Here is a 23,445-nt window from a genome sequence, read left to right as displayed (position 1 = left end):
GCAACCGCAACCGGAGCGCCGACATGCTGACCATCTGGGGCCGCCACAATTCGAGCAACGTGCGCAAGGTGCTGTGGTGCGCGGAGGAGATCGGCCTGGCCTACACCTCCATCGAGGTCGGCGGCGCGTTCGGCGGCAACGATCAGCCGGCCTATCGCGCGCTCAATCCCAATGGCCTGGTGCCGGCGATCGAGGACGATGGCCTGGCGCTGTGGGAATCCAATGCCATCGTCCGCTACCTGGCCGCGCGCTACGCCCCGGACACGCTGTACCCGCAGGATCCGGTGCTGCGCGCGCAGGGCGACAAGTGGATGGACTGGACCACCTCGCGCTTCGCCGGCGCCTTCCGCGATCTGTTCTGGGGCGTGTTGCGCACCGCGCCGGAACAGCGCGATGCAGCCAGGATCGCCGCCGCGCTGGAACAATCGGCCGAGCTGTTGCACACCGCCGACGCCGCACTGTCACAACAGCCCTGGCTGTCGGGCGAGCACTTCGCCATGGGCGACATCCCGTTGGGCAGCTTCGCCTATGCCTGGTTCGAGATGCCGATCGAACGCCCGGCACTGCCGCACCTGCACGCCTGGTACCAACGTCTGCAGCAGCGCCCGGCCTATCGCAAGGGCGTGATGACGGCGCTGACCTGAGTGCGGCGTTTCCGGCGGGGGACGGTGCCGTCGCGGCGGTGGCCATGCCCGTCAACCGCTCGCTCCCACCTGACGGCAAGGAGCCGCCACCCGTGATCGAACCTCCCAAGATCGTGCTCTGCATTCCCGGCCCATGGCCGGATCGCGCGGACCTGCTCGCGCGCATCGTCCAGGACAGCGGCGGCTACCTGTTCGCCGGGCACGTGCTGATGCACATGGACAGCGGCCAGGCATGCGAACTGCAGTACGAACCGCACGATGCGCGCATGGCCGCCGCGTTCGCCGCCGCCGGCCCGCACTGGCGCGGCTCGGCCGACATGGCGCGTATCGGGACGCATGCGTCCGTCGTCTACCTGATCGGTGCCGGCGGCTCGCGGGTGCGTGCGGAGACGATGATGCGCGCAGCCGCGGCGTTGCTGGACGCCGGCGGCCTGGGGGTGAAGGTGGAAAGCAGCGGCGTCGCCCACAGCCCCGCCGACTGGCGGCAACTGTGCGCGGACCTGGCGCTAGGCAGCGCCCACCGCGCCTATGTGTTGAACATCACCGGCGAGCAGGTCCACTCCTGCGGCATGCACCAGTTCGGCATGAAGGACGCGATCGTCGCGGCGCAGGCGGCATCCGACCCGGTCGGCCTGCTGCACACCTTCACCTGCTACCTGTTCAACGAAGCGCCCGACGTGCGCGCCGGCCATACCTTCTCGGTCGCGGCGGATGCGCCGCGCTACCGGATCCAGGCCGAAGCCAGCAGCCAGTTCCAGCCCGGCGACCTGTTCGCCAATCCCTATGGACTGTGGCGGCTGACGCCGCTCTGACGCCGCGTTGCTTCCTGCATCCGTGTGCGGTGTCGGCGACGCGCCGCCGAACGCGTGCGCGCCTCAGGGTCTCCCGCCCGCCACCGCCGGCAGCGCGTCGCCGCCCGCGCGGCGCATCACCCAGTTGAACAGCGGGGTGGCCATCAGCGTGGAGGTGATGGCCATCAGCACCAGGATCGAGAACAGGCCCTGTTCGATCACCCCGGCCTGCAGGCCGATGTTGATGATGATCAGCTCCATCAGGCCGCGCGCGTTCATCAGTGCGCCGATCGCCATCGCATTGCGGTTGGTCTCGCCGCTGATCCGCGCCGCGGCCCAGCAGGCGATGCCCTTGCCCAGGAACGAAGCCAGCAGCACCGCGCCGGCGGCCAGCAGGATCTGCGGGTCCAGCAGCACGCTCAGCTCGGTCTTGAGCCCGGAGAAGGTGAAGAACATCGGCAGCAGGAACACCACCACGAACGGCTGCAATTGCTCGCGCAGCTTTTCGGTCAGTGCGCCCTTGGGCAGGCAGGCGCCGAGCAGGAAACCGCCGAACACCGCGTGGATGCCGATCGCGTCCATCGCCCAGGCGCTGACGCAGAACAGCATCAGCACCACGGCCAGCACCCCGGCGCTCAGCGGCTGCTCGGGGCGCACGTGGTCGGCCAGGCGGCGCAGCCAGTGGCGGCCGACCAGCAGCATGAACAGCGCGTAGCCCACGCCGCCGCCGATCGCCAGATAGGCGCTGCCCCAGCTGCCGCCGAAGCTGGCCAGCACCAGCGCGAGGATGCACCAGGCCGCGGCGTCGTCGACCGCGCCGGCGGTCAACGCCAGAGTGCCCAGCGGGCTGCCGGTGAGGCCGCGCTCGTGGATGATCCGCGCCAGCATCGGGAACGCGGTGATGGCGATGGCCGCGCCCAGGAACAGCGACGCCTCCAGCAGCTTGGCCTTGGCCGAGAACAGCCCGGGCACGTGCAGCAGCCATGGCGCCAGCACGAAGGCGAGCACGAACGGCACGGCGATGCCGGCCAGCGACACGCCCATCGCGCTGCGGTAGCGCGTGCGGAAGTGCTCGCCACGGAAATCGGTGCCGACCAGGAACATGTACAGGCCCACGCCGAACTGCGCGGCCACGTACAGCATGTCCAGGGTCGGCTTGGGGAACAGCGCCTGCTGCAGGTCCGGCAGCAGCGCGCCGAACAGCGACGGCCCCAGCGCCACGCCGGCGATCATCTCGCCGACCACCTGCGGCTGGCCCAGGCGCCTGGCCAGCAGGCCGACCAGCCGGCACACCAGCAGGATCACCGCCGCCTGCAGGAAGAAATACACCGACATCTGCGGGGTGGTCATGGGCGGCCGTCCTGGAAGTGTCGGCGGATGATAGGAGGCCGTGGCGATGAAATCCACGCGGCCGCGCCGCACATGGTGGGGCGGGGCGCGTTTGCGGTATGGTGCCTGGCGCGCGCGCATGGCGCAGGCCGTACACGCATGCGGGCCGACACCGCAGGACGCACCGGGGAGCGAAGCGATGAGCAAGGGATGGACGCGGCGGCAATGCCTGGGCGCCGCTGCCGCGGGCGCAGTGGCCGGCGTGCTGCCCGGGGCCGCCATCGCGGGCGCCGCCGCTGCCGGTGCGGACGATGCCGACGCGCTGTACCGGCGTGCGTTGGTGCTCGACGCCAACGCCCTGGCCTCGATCGGGCAGGTATTCGATGGCCCGGATGCACCGCAGCTGTTGCAGCAATTGCGCGACTCCGGCGTGTCGGCGCTGAAGACCACGCTGGGCGGTGCGGCCGGCGACTTCGAGACCGCCGTGCAGGACATCGCCGCCGCGCAGGCGCTGGTCGAGCGCTATCCGCAGCATTTCCTCAAGGTGCTGCAGCCGGCCGACCTGCGCCGCGCCAAGCGCGAGGGGCGCGTCGCGCTGATCTTCTCCTTCGAATCGGCAGCGATGCTGGAGGACAAGCCCGCGCGCATCGACCTGTTCCGCCAGCTCGGGGTGCGGGTCATGCAACTGACCTACAACCGCACCACGCCGTTCGGCGTGGGCTGCCTGGACGGCGACACGGGCGGCGTCACCGCGCTCGGCCGCGACGCCATCGCGCGCATGAACCGACTCGGGGTGGCACTGGATCTCAGCCATTGCAACCTGCAGACCACCCGCGACGGCATCGCCCTGTCGCAGCGCCCGCCGGTCATCACCCATGCCGGCTGCGCCGCGGTGTTCGTGCATCCGCGCAACAAGCAGGACGCCGAACTGCGCGCGCTGGCCGACAAGGGCGGGGTGATGGGCGTGTACATGCTGCCGTTCCTGACCGAGGACAGCCGCCAACCGCAGCTGGCCGACTACATGCGCCACCTGCTGCACGCACTGGACGTGTGCGGCGAGGACCATGTCGGCATCGGCACCGACTCGCTGTTCTTCCCGATCACCGAGCAGGACCGGCGCGCCTTCGAGGAAGACCTGGTGCAGCGCCGTCGCGACGGCATCGGCGCCCCGGGCGAGAACCGTCTGCCCTATCTGCCCGACGCCAATACCCCGCGCAAGCTCGAACGCGTCGCCGACGCGCTGCTGCGCCAGGGCTACAGTGCCCGGGTCGCCGAGAAGGTGCTGGGAGCGAATTTCGAACGGGTGTTCGGCGAGATCTGGAGTGTGTGACGCTGTGCTGTGCGCAAAGGACCTGCGTGACGCCCCGGTAGGTGGTGCGTTGCACGCGGCGTCGTTCACCGTTCCAGCGGCGCCGCGCCGCCCGCATTGACCGGGCCCTCGCACAGGTTCAGACTTGCGGCCACATTTCCACCCGAACGTCCACGCCGCCATGGCCCACGCACCGCTGCTGATATTGCCCAACGCCCTGCGCGTCAGCGCAGGCCGGGTGCGCCTGCCTGAAGGAGTGGTCGACGCCGTGCGCTAACGCCGGCCATCGCCGATCCGCCGCAGACAAGCACCCGATGGGTGCTTTTTTATTGCCTGTTTTTCGCTGTTCCACCGTTCCGACACGCCAAGGAGAACGTGCCATGCACTACGCCGCCGAACCCGAAACCTAGCCGCATGCCCGCCTCGCCAACCGGGGCATGCGGCGTCCCCCGTGTTGGCAATGCGGAGTCTTTCTCATGAACACGAACACCCTTTCCAGCTGGCGCAATCTCGGCATCATCGCCCACATCGACGCCGGCAAGACCACACTCACCGAACGCCTGTTGTGGGCCGCCGGTGCGATCCATCGTGTGGGCGAAGTCCACGACGGTGCCGCCACCACCGATTTCTCGGACATCGAACGTGCGCGCGGCATCAGCATCGGTGCGGCTGCGGTGCAGGTGCAGTGGGCGCCGGCCGGGCAGCCGGCGCATCGCCTGACCCTGATCGATACCCCCGGACATATCGATTTCGCGATCGAGGTGGAACGCTCGCTGCGCGTACTCGACGGCGCGGTCGCGGTGTTCTCCGCGGTCGACGGCGTGCAGCCGCAATCCGAAACCGTGTGGCGGCAAGCACGCCGCCACGGCGTGCCGATGCTCGCGTTCGTCAACAAGATGGACCGTGCCGGTGCCTCGTTCGACGGCGTGCTGGCGCAGTTGCGCAGCAAGCTCGACGCGACGGTCTGGGCGGTCGGCGTACCGGTGTCGGGCGACTCCGGCTTCGACGGCTGGAGTGACCTGGTCGACGGCCGCCTGCTGAGCTGGGACGACGAGGGGCACCTGCATGCGCGCGCCTGGCAGGCCGAAGAGGCGGCCGCGTTCGCGGACGCACGCGAGCAGTTGATCGCCGCGGTGGCCGAGCACGACGAGGCGCTGGCGCAGGCCTATCTCGAGGAACGCGCGATCGACGCCGAGCTGCTGCGCGCCGCCTTGCGCCGGGCCACCCTGGCCGGCGCCGGCGTGCCGGTGCTGGCCGGCTCGGCGTTCAAGCGCAAGGGCATCGAGCCGTTGCTGGACGCGATCGTCGACTGGCTGCCGTCGCCGCTGGACCGCCCGCCGGTCGTCGCCCGCGCCGATGCGGACACCGATGCCGGTGCCGAAGACGGGCACGAGACCTTGCTGGCGCCGGATCCGTCCGGTCCGCTGGCGGCGCTGGTGTTCAAGTTCGCGCATACCGCGCAGGGGCCGCTGGCCTTCGTGCGCGTGTATTCGGGCACCTTGCGCGTCGGCGACACGGTATGGACGTCGCATGCGCGGCGTCCGCGCCGGGTCGGGCGGCTGGCGGTGGTGCAGGCGCAGCGCACCCACGACGTGGCGCAGGCGCAGGCCGGCGAGATCGTCGCCGTGCTCGGCTGGAAGGACGCGGTCAGCGGCGAGACGCTCAGCGGCGTGCAGGCGCGGTGGGTGCTGGAACGCATCCGCACGCAACCGCCGGTGCTGGCGTGGCGGCTCGGCGCGGCCAACGCGGCCGACCTGGTGCGGCTGGGACAGGGCCTGGCGCGGTTGGCGCAGGAGGATCCGTCCTTCCGCGTCGACAGCGATCCGGAGACCGGTGAAGCGGTGATCTGGGGCATGGGCGAGCTGCACCTGGAGGTGATGGTCGAGCGCTTGCGCAGCGAGTGGCACGTGGACGTGCGCACCGGCGCGCCGCGCGTGGCCTACCAGGAAACGCCGCGCGCGGCCGCGCTGGGCGTGGCGGCACGGCTGTCCAAGCAGAACGGCGGCCAGGGCCAGTTCGCGCAGGTGGTGCTGGATGTGCTGCCGCGTGCGGACGGCGCAGTGACCTTCGTCGACCGCAGCCGTGGCGGGGTGGTGCCGAAGGCCTTCGTCGCCGCCACCGAGAAGGGGGCGCGTGCGGCGCTGGCGCAAGGCCCGCTCGGCCATCCGGTGGTCGGCGTGGAGGTGGTGCTGGTCGATGGCCAGGCGCATGCGGTGGATTCGTCGGACCTGGCGTTCCAGCGCGCGGCTTCGGACGCGGTGAAGGCGGCGCTGGCGCAGGCCGGCACGCTGCTGCTGGAGCCGGTGATGGCGGTGGCGATCGATGCGCCTGCGCACAGCGTCGGCGACGTGCTCGGCGATCTGCAGCGGCGCGAGGGACGCGTCGTGGCGATCGAAGAGCGCGGCTCCCGTGCCGAGGTGGTCGCGCAGGCGCCACTGGCGCAACTGCAGGCCTATGCCACGGCGTTGCGTTCGCTGACCCAGGGACGGGCATCGGCGAGCATGACCTTCGACGGCTATGCGCCGGTCAAGGCCGCGTGAGCCGCATTGCCATCTGGCAATGCGGCAGGAGGACGAGGAGCCGGTTCGCCGGCTCCTCTTTTTTTGCGTACGGATTTTCTAGCGGCGGCGACACTGCGGCGCACTCGCCGATGGGGCGGCGGCGATGGTGTTCTGGATCCGCATGGGCACGCGTCCATGGCGTTTCCTCTGTGTCGCCCGAACTTGCCTGACGACGGCCCGCGACGGTGCCAGCGTCATGCCGATGCCCGGTGCTTGCGTCGACGCCGCGATCCAGGCTTCATAGCCGGCCCCGATCGCCGGAGCCGCCCATGCATCGCCGTCTTGCCCTGCTGACCTTGTTCGCCCTGTCGCCGGTACTCGCCGCGGCGCAGCCGCCGGGATGCCAGACGCCGTTGCAGGTGGCCGAGGGTCTGTTCCGGGCGCGCGATGTCGATTGGCAGCCGCAGAACCTGGAGAAGCTGCTGACGCCGCCCTTCGCCCAGGCGCTCCAGGCCGACCGGCGCTGCGCCAGGCGCGATGGCAGGTGTCGGCTGGACTTCGCCCCGTGGACAGATGCCCAGGACGGGCAACTGCAGGGCGCGCCGAGATTCACTCTGGTCTCCGGTGGTGCGCAGGCCACGGTGGTGGAGGTGCGGATGGATTACCGGCGCACGCTCGGCGGCGCCGGCTCGGTCAAGATCGAACTGCAGCGCCGCGGCAACGGCTGCTGGGCGGTCAGCGACCTGATCGCGCCGGATGGACAATCGCTGTTCGCGCTGCTGACCGACGCGCAGGACTAGTCGCGCAGCGCGGCACGCCGCATAGGAATTCAGATCCCTTTTTGGAATTGGCGAGGATTGGCTGCTGCGCGGGCCGACCCTCACCCCAACCCCTCTCCCGGGGGGAGAGGGGCTAGGAGCGCGGCAAGGGCCTGGGGCTACTTTAGCTTCAGCATCACGATCGCCTTGGCCGGCAGCGCCACCTGCAACGTGTCGCCTTGCACGCGCGCGCCGGCGAAGGCGGCCGGGCGCACCGCCTGCGGCTGGGCGAAGGTGTTGAGCGCGTCGATGGTCGGTGCGGTCAGGATCTGCCCATCGACGCCGCGCGTCTGCACGCCGTCGACCTGCACCGTAACGTCGGCGCTGCGGTTCGGGTCCAGATTGGTCAGCGCCACGTACACGTGCCCGTCCTTGGCCCGCACCGCCGAGCCGTGCACCGCCGGCACCGTATAGCCGGCATGCCGGTAGTCGGGCGTGCTGATCTGCAGCGGCAGCGCGGTCGCGTCCTGGTACGGCTTGTACAGCATGAAGACGTGGTAGGTCGGCGTCAGCAGCATCCTGTCGCCGTCGGTGAGGATCATCGCCTGCAGCACGTTGACCATCTGCGCGATGTTGGCCATGCGCACGCGGTCGGCATGCTGGGCGAAGATGTCCAGGTTGAGCGACGCCACCAGCGCATCGCGCAAGGTGTTCTGCTGGTGCAGGAAGCCCGGGTTCACGTCGGGCAGGCCCTTGTACCAGGTGCCCCATTCGTCGACCACCAGGGCGACCTTCCTGTCCGGGTCGTACTTGTCCATGATCGCGCTGTGCTTGCTGATCAGCTCGTCCATCCGCAGCGTGCGCGACAGCGTTTCGATCCACGCCGCCTCGTCGAAGCTGGTGGAGGAGGCGCGCGGCGGCCAGCCGCCGGGCACGGTGTAGTAGTGCAGGCTCAGGCCATCCATGAACTTGCTGGCCTCGCGCATCATCACCTCGGTCCAGTGGTAGTCGTCTTCGTTCGGGCCGGGCGCGATCTTGAGGATCTTCTGGTCGGCCGGCGCCTTGACGAAGGTCTGGTAGCGGCGGAACACGTCGGCGGCGTACTCGGCGCGCATGTTGCCGCCGCAGCCCCACAGTTCGTTGCCGACGCCGAAGAACGGCACCTTCCACGGGGCCTGGCGGCCGTTGCGGCGGCGCTGTTCGGCCAGGGTCGAGCGCGTGGGCGCGGTCATGTACTCCACCCACTGCGCCATCTCGTCCGGCGCCGCGTCGCCGACGTTGCCGGCCACGTACGCCTGCGTGCCGAGCAGTTCGGTGAGGTCCATGAACTCGTGGGTGCCGAAGCTGTTGGGTTCCTCCACGCCGCCCCAGTGGGTGTTGACGCTGGTCGGGCGCTGGTTGCGCGGACCGATGCCGTCGCGCCAGTGGTATTCGTCGGCGAAGCAGCCGCCGGGCCAGCGGATGTCGGGGACATCCAGCGCCTTCAGCGCGGCGACCACGTCGTTGCGGTAGCCGCGGGTGTTGGGGATCTTCGAGTCCGGGCCGACCCAGACGCCGCCGTAGATGCCGTTGCCCAGATGCTCGGCGAACTGTCCGAACAGGTGGCGCGACACCGCGGCGCCAGGGCGGTCGGCACGCAGCGTGCCGCGCACCTCGACGTTGGCGGCCTGGGCCAGCGTGGCGGCCAGTGCCAGGCCGAGCGTCGCAGCGATCAGCGGCAGCCGCCGCCAGTGTGCCGCACGCTGCTGCAGGAAACGGGGCGAACGCATCGGGAGCTCCTTGTCGGGTAGGGCGGCGCCGTCGCCAGCGTCGCGTGGGAGTGACGGCCGGCGCGCGGCCTTGGCCATGACGCCCAGGCGCTGCCGTATTCGGGCGCACACCCCCCGGCACGATCGCTTCCGTGCCTGTCCCCGGTGTGCCCCGCTCCCGAGCATAGAAGACACGTGGAGGGCGAACCAATGCCCAAATGCGACGTCGCCATACCGGAATTGCAATGCGCGGTACGGCGCCGCATGCGGTGTGTTCTCAGAACGTGCGCGGGATCGCACAGCGCGCTGTCGGCGCTCGCGCGGCGATGGCCGTGTCGCGCCATCGCTGGTTATGCTGCGGACCCCGCGCATGCGCACCGACTTCCAAGGCTCCTGCATGTCCTCGCTTTTCGGTCATCTTCCCGACGGTACAGCCATCCAGCGCATGATCCTGGACAGCGGCGACGGCCTGCGCGCCGAACTGCTGACCTATGGCGGCCTGCTGCGCAGCCTGCGCCTGCACGGCGCGCATGGCGAGAGCGAGCTGGTGCTGGGGCTGCCGACGCTGCAGGACTACCTGCACGACCCGGCCTATCTGGGCGTGCTGGTGGGCCGCTTCGGCAACCGCATCGCCGGGTCGGCCTTCACCGTCGATGGCCTGCACTACGCGGTCACCGCCAACGAGGGCGCCAACCATCTGCACGGCGGCGCGCTGGGCTTCGGCCGCCGGGTGTGGACGGTGTCGGCGCAGACCGAGCGCATGCTGCAGTTGCGCTACGACTCGCCGGCCGGCGAGGAAGGTTACCCGGGCAACCTGTCGGTGGAGGCGAGCTACCGCGTCGAAGGCCGCTGCCTGAGCGTCGAGTTCGTCGCGCAGACCGATGCGCCGACGCCGCTCAATCTGACCCATCACCCCTATTTCAACCTGGCCGGCGATGCCGCGGTGCCGGCCGCGGCGCAGTGGCTGCGGGTGCCGGCCGATCGCTACCTGCCGGTGCGCGACGCGGCGCTGCTGCCGCGCGGCGAAATCGCCACGGTGGCCGCTACGCCGTTCGATTTCCGTCAGGCGCGTGCCATCGCCGACAAGGACATCGCCGCCGATCCGCAGCTCTCGCTCAGCGCCGGCTACGACCACTGCCTGGTGCTGGCCGACGGCCACGATTGCACCGCGCTGCTGTATTCGCCGCACAGCGGCGTGGCCATGCGCATCGTCAGTCCGATGCCGGCGGTGCAACTCTATGAAGGCCAGGGCCTGGACCGGCAGCATCCGGCGCTGGGCCGCGGTATCTGCCTGGAGCCGCAGGGCTATCCGGACGCGCCGAACCAGCCGGGCTTTCCCGATTGCATCCTGCGTCCCGGCCAGGTCTATCGGCACCGCATCGACTATCGCTTCGCCGAGGTCGGCCGCGGCGCCGACTGGGCGGCGGTGGAGGCGGCGCTGGCGGAGCAGGGCGGCGGTTGAGGCGTGGGACGTCGCAGGCGTATCTGAAGCCGCGACCGGGCCTTTCCCAGTGTCACCCGTCGCGGCTGAAGCCGCTTCTACGGGAAGACCGGGCCGCTACTGCGCGTGCCCCAGCACCAGTTCGATCACAAACTTGCTGCCGAAGAACGACAGCAGCAGGAGCACCATTGCCGCCAGGGTCCAGTGCACCGCCTTGACCCCGCGCCAGCCGTAGCGCCAGCGGCCGAACAGCAGCGCGCCGAACACGATCCACGACAGCACGCTGAGCACGGTCTTGTGCACCAGCCGCTGCGCCAGGAAATCCTGCACGAACAGCACCCCAGTCAGCAGGGTCAGGGTCAGCAGGATGAAGCCGACCACGATGGTGCGGAACAGCAGCGTTTCCAGCGCGGTCAGCGGCGGCAACGCGCGCAGCCAAGGATGGAAGTCGCGGCGTCGCAGCGCGCGTTCCTGCAGCCACAGCATCACCGCCAGCAGCGCGGCGATGCCCAGCGTGGCGTAGGCCAGCAGCGCCAGCCAGGCGTGCAACTGCAGCCGCCAGTCCAGCACCGGCGCGGGCTCGTGGCCGTATCCGTGGTAGGCCAGCAGCAGCGCCGCCGACAGCGGGAACACCACCACGCCCAGCGCGGCCATGCGCCCGCTGGCGCCGACCAGGGCGGTCATCAAGGCCATGCCCAGGCTGACCAGCGACAGCGCGGCGAAGAAGTGCATGTCCGGGCCACCGGCGGTGTGCAGGGCCACCTGCACGTGATAGCCCGCATGCAGCGCCACCGCTGGCAGCGCCGGCCAAAGCCAGGCGCGGCTGCGGTCCACCCGGTCGCGCACCACCGCGGCGATCAGCAGGCCGGTGGCGGCCAGGTACAGCAGGGCGGCAAGGACGGTGATGAGCATCGCGCCAGTTTCGCATATCGGGCCCGCCGCCGTGACGGCGCCGCCGGGGATCGCCGGCGCGCCCGGCTATAATCGACGGCCGTTTCCCGTCCGCGACCCGCCCGCATGTTCGAATCCCTCACCCAACGCCTCTCCGGCACCATGCAGCGCCTGCGCGGCCGCGGTCGCCTGACCGAGGAGAACATCCGCGAAGCCACCCGCGAAGTGCGCATCGCGCTGCTCGAGGCCGACGTCGCCCTGCCGGTGGTGCAGGCGCTGATCGAGCGCATCAAGGTGCGCGCGGTCGGCCAGGAAGTGCTCAAGAGCCTGACCCCGGGCCAGGCGCTGATCAAGGTCGTGCGCGACGAGCTGACCGCGGTGATGGGCTCGGCCGCCAGCGACCTCAACCTCAACGTGCCGGCGCCGGCGATCGTGCTGATGGCCGGCCTGCAGGGCGCGGGCAAGACCACCACGGTCGGCAAGCTGGCCAAGCACCTGAAGGAAAAGCGCAAGAAGAAGGTGATGGTGGTGTCGGCCGATGTGTACCGCCCGGCCGCGATCGAGCAGCTCAAGACCCTGGCCGAGCAGGTCGGGGTGCTGTTCTTCCCGTCCGAGGCCTCGCAGAAGCCCGTGGACATCGTCCGCGCCGCCATCGCCGACGCGCGCAAGTCCTTCGTCGACGTGCTGCTGGTGGATACCGCCGGCCGCCTGGCCATCGACGCGGCGATGATGGAGGAGATCAAGGCGCTGCACGCGGCGATCACCCCGGTCGAGACCCTGTTCGTGGTCGACGCGATGACCGGCCAGGACGCGGCCAACACCGCCAAGGCGTTCAGCGAGGCGCTGCCGCTGACCGGCGTGGTGCTGACCAAGACCGATGGCGACGCCCGCGGCGGCGCGGCGCTGAGCGTGCGCTACATCACCGGCAAGCCGATCAAGTTCATCGGCGTCGGCGAGAAGCCGGACGGCCTGGACGTGTTCCATCCCGACCGCCTGGCCAGCCGCATCCTCGACATGGGCGACGTGCTGTCGCTGGTCGAGCAGGTCGAGCACCAGGTCGACAAGGACAAGGCGCAGAAGCTGGCCGAGAAGGTCGCCAAGGGCAAGAAGTTCGACCTCAACGACATGCGCGACCAGCTTGAGCAGATGCAGAACATGGGCGGCCTGTCCGGGCTGATGGACAAGCTGCCGGGCATGGGCCAGATCCCCGACCATCTGAAGCAGCAGGTCGCCGGCAACAAGGACGTGCCGCGGATGATCGCCATCATCGGCTCGATGACCAAGAAGGAGCGGCGCAACCCGGGCCTGCTCAACGGCTCGCGCCGCGCGCGCATCGCCCGCGGCTCCGGCACCCAGCCGGCCGACGTCAACAAGCTGATGAAGCAGTATCAGCAGATGGAAAAGATGATGAGCAAGATGGCCGGCGGCGGCATGAAGGGCCTGATGCGCGGCATGAAGGGCATGCTCGGCGGCATGGGCGGCCGCGGCGGCCTGCCGTTCCGCTGAATCTGGCCGTGCACGGTTTTCCTCCTTGCTGCGGTCGCCGTCCGTTCTTTTTTGAGTTTTCGTTCATTCGCTTGGGAAGGGTATGGACCGGCAGATCAAGCACCGCACGTTCGTCTTCGAACGTTCATGCAAGGCTGGCAGTGCGCGCGTCTTCGCCGCCTTTTCCGATTCCACGCAGCGTGCGACCTGGAGCGCTCCATCCGAGAGTGCGGCCGTCATCTACGATGTGACCGATTTCCGTGAAGGCGGGCGGGATGTTTTCCGATGTGGGGACAAGGACGATCCGCAATACACGGGCATCGCTACCTATGTTTCCATCGTGCCGAACTCTCGGATCGTATGGAGCGAAATCGTGGAATCCGGCAGCCAGACCCTGGCGGCGCTTCTGAATACGGTGTTGCTTGAAGCGCATGTCGATGAAACCAGGGTTTGTATGACCGTTCAGGCGACCTCTTTCTGCGGCGATGAGATGTTCGAAGGAATCGAAGCCGGAAACAACGCGGCGCTCGACAACTTGGTTGCGTTCGTAGCCCGATGACTTCTCTGGGCGGATCGGCTGCAGGTGCATGCTGCGTGGCGTTGTGGCGAATCGTCGCTAAAGCGTCAGCCTCGGGCTAGGGGATCGGATTTTTGCGTTGTTTGAAGGGGGTTCCTTGCGACGATCTTCACTGCAGGTGAGCGCAGCAGTGTCCGCTGCACCGTGGCCTGGATGCGGTGCGGCTACCATGGCCGTTCCCGGAGTCGCGGAGCACGCATGATGCAGCGCCTGGCGCGCGTGGACGCCTTTCGGCAGCGCTTCGGCCTGCGCCTGCCGATCTTGCTCAGCCCGATGGCCGGTGCCTGCCCGGTGCCGCTGTCGGCCGCGGTCGCCACGGCCGGCGGCATGGGGGCGATGGGCGCGGTGCTGTCGGCGCCGCAGGACATCGTGGCGTGGATGGACGCGTTCCGCGCCGCCGGCGGCGGGCCGGCGCAGGTCAACCTGTGGGTGCCGGATCCATCGCCCGCGCGCGATGCTGCCGCCGAGGCCGAGGTGCGTGCCTTTCTCGCGGCCTGGGGACCGCCGGTCGACGCCGCCGCCGGCGATGCGGCGCCCGCCGATTTCGATGCCCAGTTCGAGGCCCTGCTCGCGGCGCGGCCGGCAGTGGCCTCGTCGATCATGGGCCTGTTCCGGCCGGACCAGGTGCAGCGCCTGCAGCAGGCCGGGATCGCCTGGTTCGCCTGCGCCACCACCTTGGACGAGGCTCTGGCCGCGCAGGCCGCCGGTGCCGATGCGGTGGTCGCGCAGGGGGCGGAGGCCGGCGGCCATCGCGGCGCCTTCGAGGCCGGCAGCGCCGAGCGGCAGTTGACCGGGCTGTTCGCGCTGCTGCCGCGGCTGGTCGACCAGTTGCAGATCCCGGTGATCGCCGCCGGTGGCATCGGCGACGGCCGCGGCATCGCCGCCGCGCTGACCCTGGGCGCGAGCGCGGTGCAGATCGGCACCGCCCTGCTGCGTACCCCGGAGGCTGCGCTGGCACCGGCCTGGGCGGATGCGCTGGCCCAGGCCGAACCCGAGCAGACCACGTTGACCCGCGCCTTTTCCGGCCGCCTGGGCCGCGCGGTGGCCACCGACTACGTGCGCGCCGCCGCTGCCGCGGAGGCGCCGCCGCCGCGGCCGTACCCGGTGCAGCGTGGCCTGACTGCACCGATGCGCCAGGCCGCACAGCGCGCCGGCCGCCTGGCGGCGATGCAGGCCTGGGCCGGGCAGTCGGCGTGGATGGCACCGGCCGAGCCCGCCGCGACGTTGGTTGAACGCTGGTGGTCGCAGGCGCAGGCCCTGCTGTGACATCGCAGGTCTTCCACCACGGGCAGCCGGCGGATGCCGACCTGCTGGCCGCCGCCGCGCTGGTGAATTACGGGCATTTCAGCACCATGCAGGTCCGCGACGGTGCCGTGCGCGGGTTCGACCTGCATCTGCAGCGCTTGCAGCAGGCCAACGCGGCGCTGTTCGGGAGTGTCTTGCCGCATGAGCGCGTGCGCGCCGAGCTACGCGCGGCGCTGGCCGCCTTCGGCACTGGCGACGCCTCGCTCCGCGTCACCGTGTTCTCGCCGGCATTCACGTTGCGCCGGGCCGATGCCGATTGCGCTGTGGAGCTGCTGGTGTCACTGGCGCTACCGGCACAGGCCGAGGCGGCGCCGCTGCGGCTGCGCAGTGGCGTATTTGCCCGGGAGACGCCCCACATTAAGCACGTCGGCACCTTCGGCGCCTTCCACCAGCGCCGCCTTGCGCTGCAGGCCGGCAGCGACGATGCGCTGTTCGTCGACGCGCAGGGGCAGGTGGCCGAAGGGCCGACCTGGAACCTGGGACTGTGGGACGGCGCCTGTCTGCACTGGCCGCAGGCATCAGCGCTGCGCGGCACCCAGGAACGGTTGCTGCAGGCCGGGCTCGCCGCGCTGGGCGTGGCGCAGGAGGTGCGGCCGCTGTCGCTCCACGAACTCGGGCCGGACGTGGCCGCCTTCACCTGCAACGCCCGCGGCCAGCAGGCGGTGGCGGCGGTGGACGGGCGCGCGCTGCGCCCGGCCGCGGATCTATTGGCCATGCTGGAGGCGGCGTTGCACACCCAGCCCTGGCAGGCGATCTGAGCACTCCGTGGACGGCCATCGTGGCATGGCTGCCGCTCCTGGCGAATCCCCAATCTCGAATCCCCAATCCCGCGGCCGCAGGCCACGGCCCAGACTTGGCAGAGCCGGGGCCGGCCGCTATAATCGTCGGTTCACCGCGCCATCCTGGCGACTGGGCAACACCGGAAACTCACCATGGTCAAGATCCGCCTTACCCGTGGCGGCGCCAAGAAGCGCCCCTTCTACCACATCATCGTCACCGACGTGCGCAGCGCGCGCGACGGCCGCAACATCGAACGCGTCGGTTACTACAACCCGGTCGCCCAGGGCGCCGAGCCGCGCGTGGTGCTGGACCTGGCCCGCGTCGACCATTGGGTGTCCAATGGCGCGCAGCTGACCGACAAGGTGCGCAACCTGTACAAGGAAGCCACCAAGAACCAGGCCGCCGCGGCCTGATTCCGCGGGCCGCGCCCAGCGCGCGGCCCTCGCGTTTGCCCCCAATGAAAGACAGCCAGCGCCGCATCCTGCTCGGTCGGGTCCTCGGCGCGTTCGGCATCCGTGGCGAGGCCAAGCTCGAGTCCTGGACCGAGCCGCGCCTCGCCATTTTCCGTTATCAGCCCTGGATCGTGCGCAAGCCCGACGGCAGCGAGAGCAGCCTCAGCGGCGTGCGCGGCCGCGAGTCCGGCAAGTACCTGATCGCCACGCTGCCCGAGGTCACCGACCGCGACGCGGTCGAGGCCCTGCGCGGCACCGAGATCTACGTGGCGCGCAGCAGCCTGCCGCCGCCGCGCCCGGACGAGTACTACTGGGTGGACCTGGAAGGCCTGGACGTGCGCACCGTCGACGGCGTGGCGCTGGGGCAGGTGTCGCACCTGTTCTCCACCGGCGCCAACGACGTGCTGGTGGTACGCGGCGACCGCGAACGGCTGGTGCCGTTCGTGCAGCCGGACTACATCAAGTCGGTGGATTTCGAAGCCAACCTGGTCGTGGTCGACTGGGACCCCGAGTTCTGAGCGAAGCGGCCATGCGGCCGATTTGGCGTTGCCTTTCCCATTCCCCATTCCCGGCTCCCCATTCCCAGCCTCATGCGCATCGACGTCATCAGTCTGTTCCCCGAGTTCGTCGCCCAGTGCGCCGGGTTCGGCGTGGTCGGGCGGGCGCAGGAGCGCGCGCTGCTGGACCTGCACGGTTGGAACCCGCGCGACTACGCCAGCGGCGGCTACCGCAAGGTCGACGACCGGCCGTTCGGCGGCGGCCCGGGCATGGTGATGATGATCGAGCCGCTGCAGGCCTGCCTGCAGGCGGTGCGCGCGGCCGATCCGCAGCCGGCGCCGCTGATCTACCTGAGCCCGCAAGGCCGGCCGCTGACCCAGGCCAAGGCCCGCGAACTGGCCGCGCTGCCGCGGCTGCTGCTGCTGTGCGGGCGCTACGAGGGCGTGGACGAGCGTTTTGTCGCCGCCGCGGTGGACGAGGAAATCTCGATCGGCGACTACGTGCTGTCCGGCGGCGAACTGGCCGCGGCGGTGCTGGTGGATGCGGTCACCCGGCTGCAGGGGGGGGCGCTGAACGACGCCGAATCCGCGGCCCAGGACAGTTTCGAGGGCCCGGACGGCCTGCTCGACTGCCCGCACTACACCCATCCGCGCGAACACGCATTGGGCGAGGTGCCGGCGGTGCTGCGTTCCGGCAACCACGCCGCGATCGCGCGCTGGCGGCGCATGCAGGCGCTGGGGCGGACCTGGCTGCGGCGTCCGGAACTGCTGGACGAGACGGCGCTGAGCGCGGCCGACCGGCGCCTGCTGCAGGAATTCCGCCAGGAGCGGGAGGCGGCGCAGGCCGCCGAACAGGAAAATCCATCCAAGCCCTAGCCATTGCCGCCGGGCTGGGTTAAAATGCCCGGCTTTCCGGCCAGTGCGCTCCGTGCTTGGCCCATCCGATATCGCGCAATCGCCGTGCGGCGACTGCCGGACCACCTCACCAGACACAAGCGGTGCCCACCATGAGCAAGCTCAACAAGACCATCCTGGCCGACTTCGAAGCCGCCCAGATCCAGCGCAAGCTGCCGGAGTTCAACCAGGGCGACACCGTCGTCGTCAACGTCAAGGTGAAGGAAGGCAACCGCGAGCGCGTGCAGGCCTACGAAGGCGTGGTGATCGGCACCAAGAACGCCGGCCTGAACTCCTCGTTCACCGTGCGCAAGATCTCGCACGGCTACGGCGTCGAGCGCGTGTTCCAGACCCACAGCGCCACCATCGACTCGGTCGAAGTGAAGCGCCGCGGCAAGGTCCGCGCCGGCAAGCTGTACTACCTGCGTGGCCTGGAAGGCAAGGCCGCCCGCATCAAGGAAGATCTGGCCGCCGCTGCGCAGGCCAAGGTCGCGCGCCAGGCCGCTGCTGCCGCCGCCAAGGCCGAGTAATCATCCGGCGACCCTCGGTCGCTGCCGCAACGGCCGCCTTCGGGCGGCCGTTTGCGTTTGTGGCAGCGTGTGTTGCACCTCGTGGAGGCGGCGCCATCAGGCCCGCGTTGTGGGGTCTGGCCGTTGTAGGGATAGCGTCAGTCGCTTCCCCACAAGGGCAGGGCTGGCGCCCTTGTGGGAGGGACTTCAGTCCCGACGCGTGACGGTGTCGGACGGCTTTGGCTTAGTTCGCTGCGGCTGCATGACAGTCGACTCCCGCACAGACAATGGCGCCTGTGGATCGCGACGCGAGCGCAGCGCTCAGCGCGCCGGATCCTGCGCCACCGCCACGTCGGCGACCGGTGCCGGCGGCTGCACCGGCACTTCCGCCGGATGCGCCACGGTCTCCGGCCGCGACGGCGCCAGCATCCGCGCGGTGCGCCAGTTGCCCCAGCGGTAATACGCCAGCGACAGCAGCATCGCGCAGGTGGCGCTGGTCGGGAAGCTCCACCACACCGCATCCACGCCCAGCTGCGGCTGCAGCAACTGCGCGAACGGCACGCGGATGCCCCAGAGCGACAGCGCCAGGATCAGCAGTGGCGGCACCACCGCACCGGTGGCGCGGACCACGCCGGAGATGACGAAGGTGACGCCGAAGAACAGGAACGACCACACCGCGATGTGGTTGAGGTGGCGCGCGATCTCCAGCGCCGCGCTGTGCGGCGGCAGGAACAGCGCCAGGGTCCAGCGGTCGAACAGGATCAGCGGCGCGATCAGCGCGCCGGTCAGCAGGAAGTTGAACAGCACGCCCTTGCGCGCGGTCGCCGCGACCCGGTCCCAGCGCTGCGCGCCGACGTTCTGCGCGGCCATCGACGAGCAGGCCGCGCCGATCGCCATCGCCGGCATCTGCAGGTAGGCCCACAGCTGCAGCGCCGCGCCGTAGGCCGCGGAGGTGGCGGTGCCATAGCCGTTGACCAGCGAGATCATCACGATCATCGCCAGCGAGATCAGCACCATCTGCAGGCCCATCGGCACGCCCTTGACGATCAGCGCGCGCAGGATCGGCAGGTCGAGCCGGAACAGCCGCGCGTCGCGGCGGCCCAGCCACAGCACGTGGCGTTTTTGCCGCAGGTACAGCAGCAACCCGGTCAGCGACACCGCCTGCGCGATCAGCGTGGCCCAGGCCGCCCCGGCGATGCCCAGCTTGGGGAACGGCCCCAGCCCGAACAGCAGCAGCGGATTGAAGCCGATGTCCAACGCCACCGACAGCAGCAGGAAGCGGAACGGCGTGCGCGAATCGCCGGTGCCGCGCAGCGCCGCCGACAGGAACGCGAAGGTGTACAGCAGCGGCATCGCCAGGAAGATCACCCGCAGATAGGCCTCGGCCAGCGGCAGCGACGCCGCCGGCGTGCCCATCGCCGCCAGCAGGTGCCGCGCCAGCCACCAGCCGCCGGCGGCGATCAATACCGAGATGCCGATGAAGAAGGTGGCGCTGGTGCCCATCACCCGCCGCGCCTGGGCCACGTCACTGCGGCCCATCGCCTGGCCGATCAGGATGGTGGCGGCCATGCCGATGCCGAACACCGAGCCGATCAGGAAGAACATGATGCTGTTGGCGTTGGCCGCGGCGGTGAGCGCCGCTTCGCCGAGATAGCGGCCGATCCACACGGCATTGACCGAGCCGTTGAGCGACTGCGCGATGTTGCCGGCCAGGATCGGCAGCGAGAACAGCAGCAACTGGCGGCCGATCGGGCCTTCGGTGAGCGCAGCGGGCTTGGTCATCGCGGGTCGGGAGCGAGCGTGAGCCGGCCACACTAGCACCGACGGATGTCGGCGGGGCGATGGGCGGATCTGGGTCTGCAGCGTTCGTGCCGCAGGCAGGCAGGGGACGGGCCTGCGCCGCCCCACGGCGGGTGGCGTGGGCCGTCGCGCTCGGCGGCCGGTCCTGTCCGAGTCGCGGTGGTGCGCTGCGGCGAGGGTGGAACTGCGTTCGGCACGGCTCGGGTCATTGCTTGGTGCCGGGTAGGGGGCGACGCCAGCAACGGCATGGGACCTGCCTCGAGGTCGCTCGCTCTCTGCCAACCCATTCATCCCGGAAAGGTGAGCCCCGGCATGGGACCTGCCTCGAGGTCGCTCGCTCTCTGCCAACCCATTCATCCCGGAAAGGTGAGCCCCTGCGGCGCGGTGCTTGCATTGGTGCGATCGCATCGCCATCTGTGCGGAGAGACGTGTGCGCCGCGCATGCCCTCAGCGGCGCGATGGTCTCCGCTCCGGCGCCGCCTTTTGACTGCCTGCAATCCCCAACGCGAGTGGATGTCGAGCAACGCAATGAATGAATCTGTCGTACAAGCTGCCGCGGTGCGCCTGGATGTCTGGCTGTGGGCCGCGCGCTTCTTCAAGACCCGCAGCCTGGCCAAGCAGGCAGTGGAGACCGGCAAGGTGGACGTGGCCGGGCAGCGGCCGAAATCCTCGCGCGCGGTGCGCGTGGGCGAGCAGGTGCGCGTGCAGCGCGGCGACGAGGTGTTCGAGATCCAGGTGCTGGGATTGAGCGATACCCGCGGCCCGGCCAGCGTGGCGCAGACCCTGTACCTGGAGAGCGAGGCCTCGCGCGAGCGCCGTGCGCAGTTGCGCGCGCAGCGCAGCGCCGAGCGCAACGGCTACCAGGCGCCGGAGGGCAAACCGGACAAGCGTGCGCGGCGGCTGATCCGCGCGCTGGGGGATCTGGACGCGCTGTAGCCGAGTCCGCTGCGCCTGGCCGAGGATCGGTGCGGTTGACCGAGTTGCAGCGACGACCGAATGGTGCCGTGACGTTGCCGAAGGTGGGTGGTGCGCTGGTCGCGTGTTTCGCTCGATGTCCAGTCGCTGCAAGCAACACCATGTTTCCTCGACTGCATGCAGTCGGGACTGAAGTCCCTCCCACGACCGGCTTGCGTTCTGGCGAGCGTCGGCGTGCTCATGGCGGTTGACACACCGTGGGAGCGACTTCAGCCGCGACGCAGGGCGGTCATTCCTCGTCATCCCCATTCGTGCGTTGCCCTCTGCGACAGAGCGTGTGGAGCCGTTGCACTCGCGACAACGCCCCGGCGAGCGGGGCGTTGTCGTCATGCAAGCAGGACACGCGAGGCGCCGTTGCGGCGCCCCGTCTGCCGTCGTCAGGCGGCCAGGTCGAAGCGATCCAGCTGCATCACCTTGGTCCAGGCGGCGACGAAGTCGCGTACGAACTTCGCCTGCGCGTCGGCGCTGGCGTAGACCTCGGCCACCGCGCGCAGCACCGAGTTGGAGCCGAACACCAGGTCGGCGCGGGTGCCGGTCCACTTCAACGCGCCGCTCTTGCGGTCGCGGCCTTCGTAGACGTCCTTCATCTCCGAGGTCGCCTTCCACTCGGTGCCCATGTCCAGCAGGTTGGCGAAGAAGTCGTTGCTGAGCACGCCCGGGCGATCGGTGAACACGCCGTGCGCGGACTGGCCGCTGTTGGCGCCGAGTACGCGCAGGCCGCCGACCAGCACAGTCATCTCCGGGGCGGTCAGGGTCAGCAACTGCGCCTTGTCGATCAGCAGGGCTTCGGCCGACAGTGCGTAACGGCGCCTGGCGTAGTTGCGGAAACCATCGGCGATCGGTTCCAGTACCGCGAACGATTCCACGTCGGTCTGTTCCTGCGAGGCATCCATGCGGCCCGGCACGAACGGCACCTCGACGATCTGTCCGGCCAGCTTGGCTGCCTGTTCCACCGCGGCGGCACCGCCGAGCACGATCAGGTCGGCCAGCGAGATCTTCTTGCCGCCGCTCTGCGCGCCGTTGAACTGCGCCTGGATGTCCTCCAGCGTGGCCAGCACCTGTGCCAGCTGCGCCGGCTGGTTGACTTCCCAATCCTTCTGCGGGGCCAGGCGAATGCGCGCACCGTTGGCGCCGCCGCGCATGTCCGAGCCACGGAAGGTGGAGGCCGCGGCCCAGGCGGTGGACACCAGTTGCGCCACGCTCAGCCCGGAGTCGAGCAGGGTCTTCTTCAGTGCGGCGATATCCTGCGCGTCGACCAGCGGGTGGTTCACGGCCGGGATCGGGTCCTGCCACAGCAGTTCTTCGGCCGGCACGTCCGGGCCGAGGTAGCGCGCACGCGGGCCCATGTCGCGGTGGGTCAGCTTGAACCAGGCGCGGGCGAAGGCATCGGCGAACTGTTGCGGATTCTCCAGGAAGCGGCGCGAGATCTTCTCGTAGGCCGGGTCGAAGCGCAGCGCCAGGTCGGTGGTGAGCATGGTCGGCAGGTGCTTCTTCGACGCATCGTGCGCGTCCGGAATCACCGCCTCGGCGTTCTTGGCCACCCACTGGTGGGCGCCGGCCGGGCTCTTGCTCAGTTCCCAGTCGAACTTGAACAGGTGCTCGAAGAACTCGTTGGTCCACTGCGCCGGCCTGGTGGTCCAGGTGACTTCCAGGCCGCTGGTGATGGTGTCGCCGCCCTTGCCGCTGCCGAAGCTGTTGGACCAGCCCAGGCCCTGGCTTTCCAGGTCGGACGCTTCCGGCTCGGCGCCGACGTGGTCGGCCGGGCCGGCGCCGTGGGTCTTGCCGAAGGTGTGGCCGCCGGCGATCAGTGCCACGGTCTCTTCGTCGTTCATGGCCATGCGGCCGAAGGTGTCGCGGATGTCCTTGGCCGCCAGCAGCGGGTCGGGATTGCCGTCCGGGCCTTCCGGATTGACGTAGATCAGGCCCATCTGCACCGCGGCCAGCGGGTTCTCCAGGTCGCGGGTATGGCGCACTTCGCTGTCGTCGTCCTTCACCAGCACGCCGTGCGCCTCGTCCACGCCCGGCGAGCCGTGTGCGTAGCGCTCGTCGCCGCCCAGCCACTTGGTCTCGCGGCCCCAATACACGTCCTGGTCCGGCTCCCAGGTGTCGGCGCGGCCGCCGGCGAAGCCGAAGGTCTTGAAGCCCATCGATTCCAGCGCGACGTTGCCGGTGAGGATCAGCAGGTCGGCCCAGGAGATGGCCTGGCCGTACTTCTGCTTGATCGGCCATAGCAGGCGCCGCGCCTTGTCCAGGCTGACGTTGTCCGGCCAGCTGTTGAGCGGAGCGAAACGCTGCTGGCCGCGGCCACCGCCGCCACGGCCGTCGCCGGTGCGGTAGGTGCCGGCGCTATGCCAGGCCATGCGCACGAACAGCGGGCCGTAGTGACCGAAGTCGGCCGGCCACCAGTCCTGCGAATCGGTCATCAGTGCGTGCAGGTCGCGCTTGAGCGCTTCCAGATCGAGCTGCTTGAACGCCGTGGCGTAATCGAACTGCGGGTCCAGCGGGTTGGAACGGGCCGAATGCTGGTTGAGCAGGTCCACGCGCAACTGCTTGGGCCACCAGTCGCGATTGCTGGTGCCGCTGCCGCTGGCAGCCTGGTGGAACGGGCATTTCGATTCGCTGGTCATGGGAGGCTGCCTTGGCTCTTGGTGGACGAGATGGGGTGGCTCGGCGCCGCGATCATACGGCGGCGACACGGTGAAACTGGAGACACGATAGGCGGAAGCCGCGATTTAGAGAATTCGAATTCTTCTAATCAA

20 protein-coding genes are annotated in these 23,445 nt (G+C 69.7%); 15 read left to right on the top strand and 5 right to left on the bottom strand.

Annotated features, from left to right (window positions below; all coding sequences use genetic code 11):
- Nucleotides 1-23: 23 nt before the first annotated feature.
- Nucleotides 24-644 (top strand): glutathione S-transferase, encoded by a 621-nt coding sequence (locus tag SLW55_RS00920; RefSeq protein WP_267107905.1) that lies wholly within the window; start codon nucleotides 24-26, stop codon nucleotides 642-644.
- Nucleotides 645-736: 92 nt separating this feature from the next.
- Nucleotides 737-1,456 carry a hypothetical protein gene (locus tag SLW55_RS00915; protein ID WP_320744315.1) on the top strand — a complete coding sequence of 240 codons (720 nt, stop codon included), beginning with the start codon at nucleotides 737-739 and terminating at the stop codon, nucleotides 1,454-1,456.
- A 63-nt stretch (nucleotides 1,457-1,519) separates the two neighbouring features.
- Here SLW55_RS00915 and SLW55_RS00910 read toward each other — a convergent pair whose 3' ends face one another.
- On the bottom strand, nucleotides 1,520-2,785 hold the full coding sequence (locus SLW55_RS00910; RefSeq protein WP_017910272.1) for a cation:proton antiporter: 1,266 nt from the start codon (nucleotides 2,783-2,785) through the stop codon (nucleotides 1,520-1,522).
- 178 nt (nucleotides 2,786-2,963) lie between these two features.
- On the opposite strand from SLW55_RS00910, the gene SLW55_RS00905 reads away from it, so the two are divergent.
- From SLW55_RS00905 to SLW55_RS00895, 3 genes are all read left to right on the top strand, one after another.
- Nucleotides 2,964-4,094, top strand: a complete 1,131-nt coding sequence (locus SLW55_RS00905; protein ID WP_226977737.1) for a membrane dipeptidase — start codon at nucleotides 2,964-2,966, stop codon at nucleotides 4,092-4,094.
- 455 nt (nucleotides 4,095-4,549) lie between these two features.
- Nucleotides 4,550-6,613 (top strand): elongation factor G, encoded by a 2,064-nt coding sequence (fusA, locus tag SLW55_RS00900; protein WP_152236241.1) that lies wholly within the window; start codon nucleotides 4,550-4,552, stop codon nucleotides 6,611-6,613.
- 290 nt (nucleotides 6,614-6,903) lie between these two features.
- Entirely contained in the window at nucleotides 6,904-7,374 is a 471-nt protein-coding gene (locus SLW55_RS00895) for a hypothetical protein (protein WP_152236242.1), read from the top strand.
- 137 nt (nucleotides 7,375-7,511) lie between these two features.
- On the opposite strand, the gene SLW55_RS00890 is transcribed toward SLW55_RS00895, so the two are convergent.
- On the bottom strand, nucleotides 7,512-9,101 hold the full coding sequence (locus SLW55_RS00890; protein ID WP_320744314.1) for an alpha-L-arabinofuranosidase C-terminal domain-containing protein: 1,590 nt from the start codon (nucleotides 9,099-9,101) through the stop codon (nucleotides 7,512-7,514).
- Between the two features lie 376 nt (nucleotides 9,102-9,477).
- Between SLW55_RS00890 and SLW55_RS00885 the strand changes: the two genes are divergently transcribed.
- On the top strand, nucleotides 9,478-10,542 hold the full coding sequence (locus SLW55_RS00885) for an aldose epimerase family protein (RefSeq protein WP_320744313.1): 1,065 nt from the start codon (nucleotides 9,478-9,480) through the stop codon (nucleotides 10,540-10,542).
- A 96-nt stretch (nucleotides 10,543-10,638) separates the two neighbouring features.
- On the opposite strand, the gene ccsA is transcribed toward SLW55_RS00885, so the two are convergent.
- Nucleotides 10,639-11,433 (bottom strand): cytochrome c biogenesis protein CcsA, encoded by a 795-nt coding sequence (gene ccsA, locus SLW55_RS00880; RefSeq protein WP_017910279.1) that lies wholly within the window; start codon nucleotides 11,431-11,433, stop codon nucleotides 10,639-10,641.
- A 105-nt stretch (nucleotides 11,434-11,538) separates the two neighbouring features.
- Between ccsA and ffh the strand changes: the two genes are divergently transcribed.
- The 8 genes from ffh (at nucleotide 11,539) to rplS (ending at nucleotide 17,932) form a co-directional block, all read left to right on the top strand.
- Nucleotides 11,539-12,918: a signal recognition particle protein gene (ffh, locus tag SLW55_RS00875; RefSeq protein WP_043092756.1), complete on the top strand. Its 1,380-nt coding sequence runs from the start codon at nucleotides 11,539-11,541 to the stop codon at nucleotides 12,916-12,918.
- 82 nt (nucleotides 12,919-13,000) lie between these two features.
- Entirely contained in the window at nucleotides 13,001-13,456 is a 456-nt protein-coding gene (locus SLW55_RS00870) for an SRPBCC domain-containing protein (protein WP_284467618.1), read from the top strand.
- A 219-nt stretch (nucleotides 13,457-13,675) separates the two neighbouring features.
- Entirely contained in the window at nucleotides 13,676-14,740 is a 1,065-nt protein-coding gene (locus SLW55_RS00865; RefSeq protein ID WP_284468855.1) for a nitronate monooxygenase, read from the top strand.
- Nucleotides 14,737-15,537, top strand: a complete 801-nt coding sequence (locus SLW55_RS00860; protein WP_295965501.1) for an aminotransferase class IV — start codon at nucleotides 14,737-14,739, stop codon at nucleotides 15,535-15,537. Before SLW55_RS00865 ends, SLW55_RS00860 begins: the two co-directional genes overlap by 4 nt.
- Nucleotides 15,538-15,711: 174 nt before the next feature.
- Nucleotides 15,712-15,972, top strand: a complete 261-nt coding sequence (gene rpsP / locus SLW55_RS00855) for a 30S ribosomal protein S16 (RefSeq protein WP_010342240.1) — start codon at nucleotides 15,712-15,714, stop codon at nucleotides 15,970-15,972.
- A 44-nt stretch (nucleotides 15,973-16,016) separates the two neighbouring features.
- On the top strand, nucleotides 16,017-16,529 hold the full coding sequence (gene rimM / locus SLW55_RS00850; RefSeq protein ID WP_017907937.1) for a ribosome maturation factor RimM: 513 nt from the start codon (nucleotides 16,017-16,019) through the stop codon (nucleotides 16,527-16,529).
- A gap of 72 nt (nucleotides 16,530-16,601) precedes the next feature.
- On the top strand, nucleotides 16,602-17,384 hold the full coding sequence (gene trmD / locus SLW55_RS00845; protein WP_320744312.1) for a tRNA (guanosine(37)-N1)-methyltransferase TrmD: 783 nt from the start codon (nucleotides 16,602-16,604) through the stop codon (nucleotides 17,382-17,384).
- A 131-nt stretch (nucleotides 17,385-17,515) separates the two neighbouring features.
- On the top strand, nucleotides 17,516-17,932 hold the full coding sequence (gene rplS, locus SLW55_RS00840; RefSeq protein WP_010342237.1) for a 50S ribosomal protein L19: 417 nt from the start codon (nucleotides 17,516-17,518) through the stop codon (nucleotides 17,930-17,932).
- A 300-nt stretch (nucleotides 17,933-18,232) separates the two neighbouring features.
- Here rplS and SLW55_RS00835 read toward each other — a convergent pair whose 3' ends face one another.
- On the bottom strand, nucleotides 18,233-19,693 hold the full coding sequence (locus SLW55_RS00835; RefSeq protein WP_295911343.1) for an MATE family efflux transporter: 1,461 nt from the start codon (nucleotides 19,691-19,693) through the stop codon (nucleotides 18,233-18,235).
- A gap of 546 nt (nucleotides 19,694-20,239) precedes the next feature.
- On the opposite strand from SLW55_RS00835, the gene SLW55_RS00830 reads away from it, so the two are divergent.
- A complete protein-coding gene (locus tag SLW55_RS00830) occupies nucleotides 20,240-20,647 on the top strand; it encodes an RNA-binding S4 domain-containing protein (RefSeq protein ID WP_043092749.1) in 408 nt (135 codons plus the stop codon).
- A 416-nt stretch (nucleotides 20,648-21,063) separates the two neighbouring features.
- Here the strand turns inward: SLW55_RS00830 and katG are convergent, their stop codons facing one another.
- Nucleotides 21,064-23,313 (bottom strand): catalase/peroxidase HPI, encoded by a 2,250-nt coding sequence (katG, locus tag SLW55_RS00825; RefSeq protein ID WP_320744311.1) that lies wholly within the window; start codon nucleotides 23,311-23,313, stop codon nucleotides 21,064-21,066.
- Nucleotides 23,314-23,445 lie beyond the last annotated feature (132 nt).

It is taken from the genome of Xanthomonas sp. LF06-19 (genome assembly GCF_034105425.1).
In the GTDB taxonomy this organism is placed as follows: Bacteria; Pseudomonadota; Gammaproteobacteria; order Xanthomonadales; family Xanthomonadaceae; genus Xanthomonas_A; species Xanthomonas_A sontii.
This window is presented reverse-complemented; position numbering and strand designations above follow the sequence as displayed.

What these genes read in the sequence shown, in the direction of transcription:
- SLW55_RS00865 (WP_284468855.1), top strand. Translation starts at nt 13,676, where the DNA reads ATGCAGCGCCTGGCGCGCGTGGACGCCTTTCGGCAGCGCTTCGGCCTG.
- ccsA (WP_017910279.1), bottom strand. Translation starts at nt 11,433, where the DNA reads ATGCTCATCACCGTCCTTGCCGCCCTGCTGTACCTGGCCGCCACCGGC.
- SLW55_RS00870 (WP_284467618.1), top strand. Translation starts at nt 13,001, where the DNA reads ATGGACCGGCAGATCAAGCACCGCACGTTCGTCTTCGAACGTTCATGC.
- rplS (WP_010342237.1), top strand. Translation starts at nt 17,516, where the DNA reads ATGAGCAAGCTCAACAAGACCATCCTGGCCGACTTCGAAGCCGCCCAG.
- fusA (WP_152236241.1), top strand. Translation starts at nt 4,550, where the DNA reads ATGAACACGAACACCCTTTCCAGCTGGCGCAATCTCGGCATCATCGCC.
- SLW55_RS00830 (WP_043092749.1), top strand. Translation starts at nt 20,240, where the DNA reads ATGAATGAATCTGTCGTACAAGCTGCCGCGGTGCGCCTGGATGTCTGG.
- SLW55_RS00835 (WP_295911343.1), bottom strand. Translation starts at nt 19,693, where the DNA reads ATGACCAAGCCCGCTGCGCTCACCGAAGGCCCGATCGGCCGCCAGTTG.
- SLW55_RS00920 (WP_267107905.1), top strand. Translation starts at nt 24, where the DNA reads ATGCTGACCATCTGGGGCCGCCACAATTCGAGCAACGTGCGCAAGGTG.
- SLW55_RS00910 (WP_017910272.1), bottom strand. Translation starts at nt 2,785, where the DNA reads ATGACCACCCCGCAGATGTCGGTGTATTTCTTCCTGCAGGCGGCGGTG.
- SLW55_RS00890 (WP_320744314.1), bottom strand. Translation starts at nt 9,101, where the DNA reads ATGCGTTCGCCCCGTTTCCTGCAGCAGCGTGCGGCACACTGGCGGCGG.
- SLW55_RS00895 (WP_152236242.1), top strand. Translation starts at nt 6,904, where the DNA reads ATGCATCGCCGTCTTGCCCTGCTGACCTTGTTCGCCCTGTCGCCGGTA.
- trmD (WP_320744312.1), top strand. Translation starts at nt 16,602, where the DNA reads ATGCGCATCGACGTCATCAGTCTGTTCCCCGAGTTCGTCGCCCAGTGC.
- SLW55_RS00905 (WP_226977737.1), top strand. Translation starts at nt 2,964, where the DNA reads ATGAGCAAGGGATGGACGCGGCGGCAATGCCTGGGCGCCGCTGCCGCG.
- katG (WP_320744311.1), bottom strand. Translation starts at nt 23,313, where the DNA reads ATGACCAGCGAATCGAAATGCCCGTTCCACCAGGCTGCCAGCGGCAGC.
- ffh (WP_043092756.1), top strand. Translation starts at nt 11,539, where the DNA reads ATGTTCGAATCCCTCACCCAACGCCTCTCCGGCACCATGCAGCGCCTG.
- SLW55_RS00885 (WP_320744313.1), top strand. Translation starts at nt 9,478, where the DNA reads ATGTCCTCGCTTTTCGGTCATCTTCCCGACGGTACAGCCATCCAGCGC.
- rimM (WP_017907937.1), top strand. Translation starts at nt 16,017, where the DNA reads ATGAAAGACAGCCAGCGCCGCATCCTGCTCGGTCGGGTCCTCGGCGCG.
- rpsP (WP_010342240.1), top strand. Translation starts at nt 15,712, where the DNA reads ATGGTCAAGATCCGCCTTACCCGTGGCGGCGCCAAGAAGCGCCCCTTC.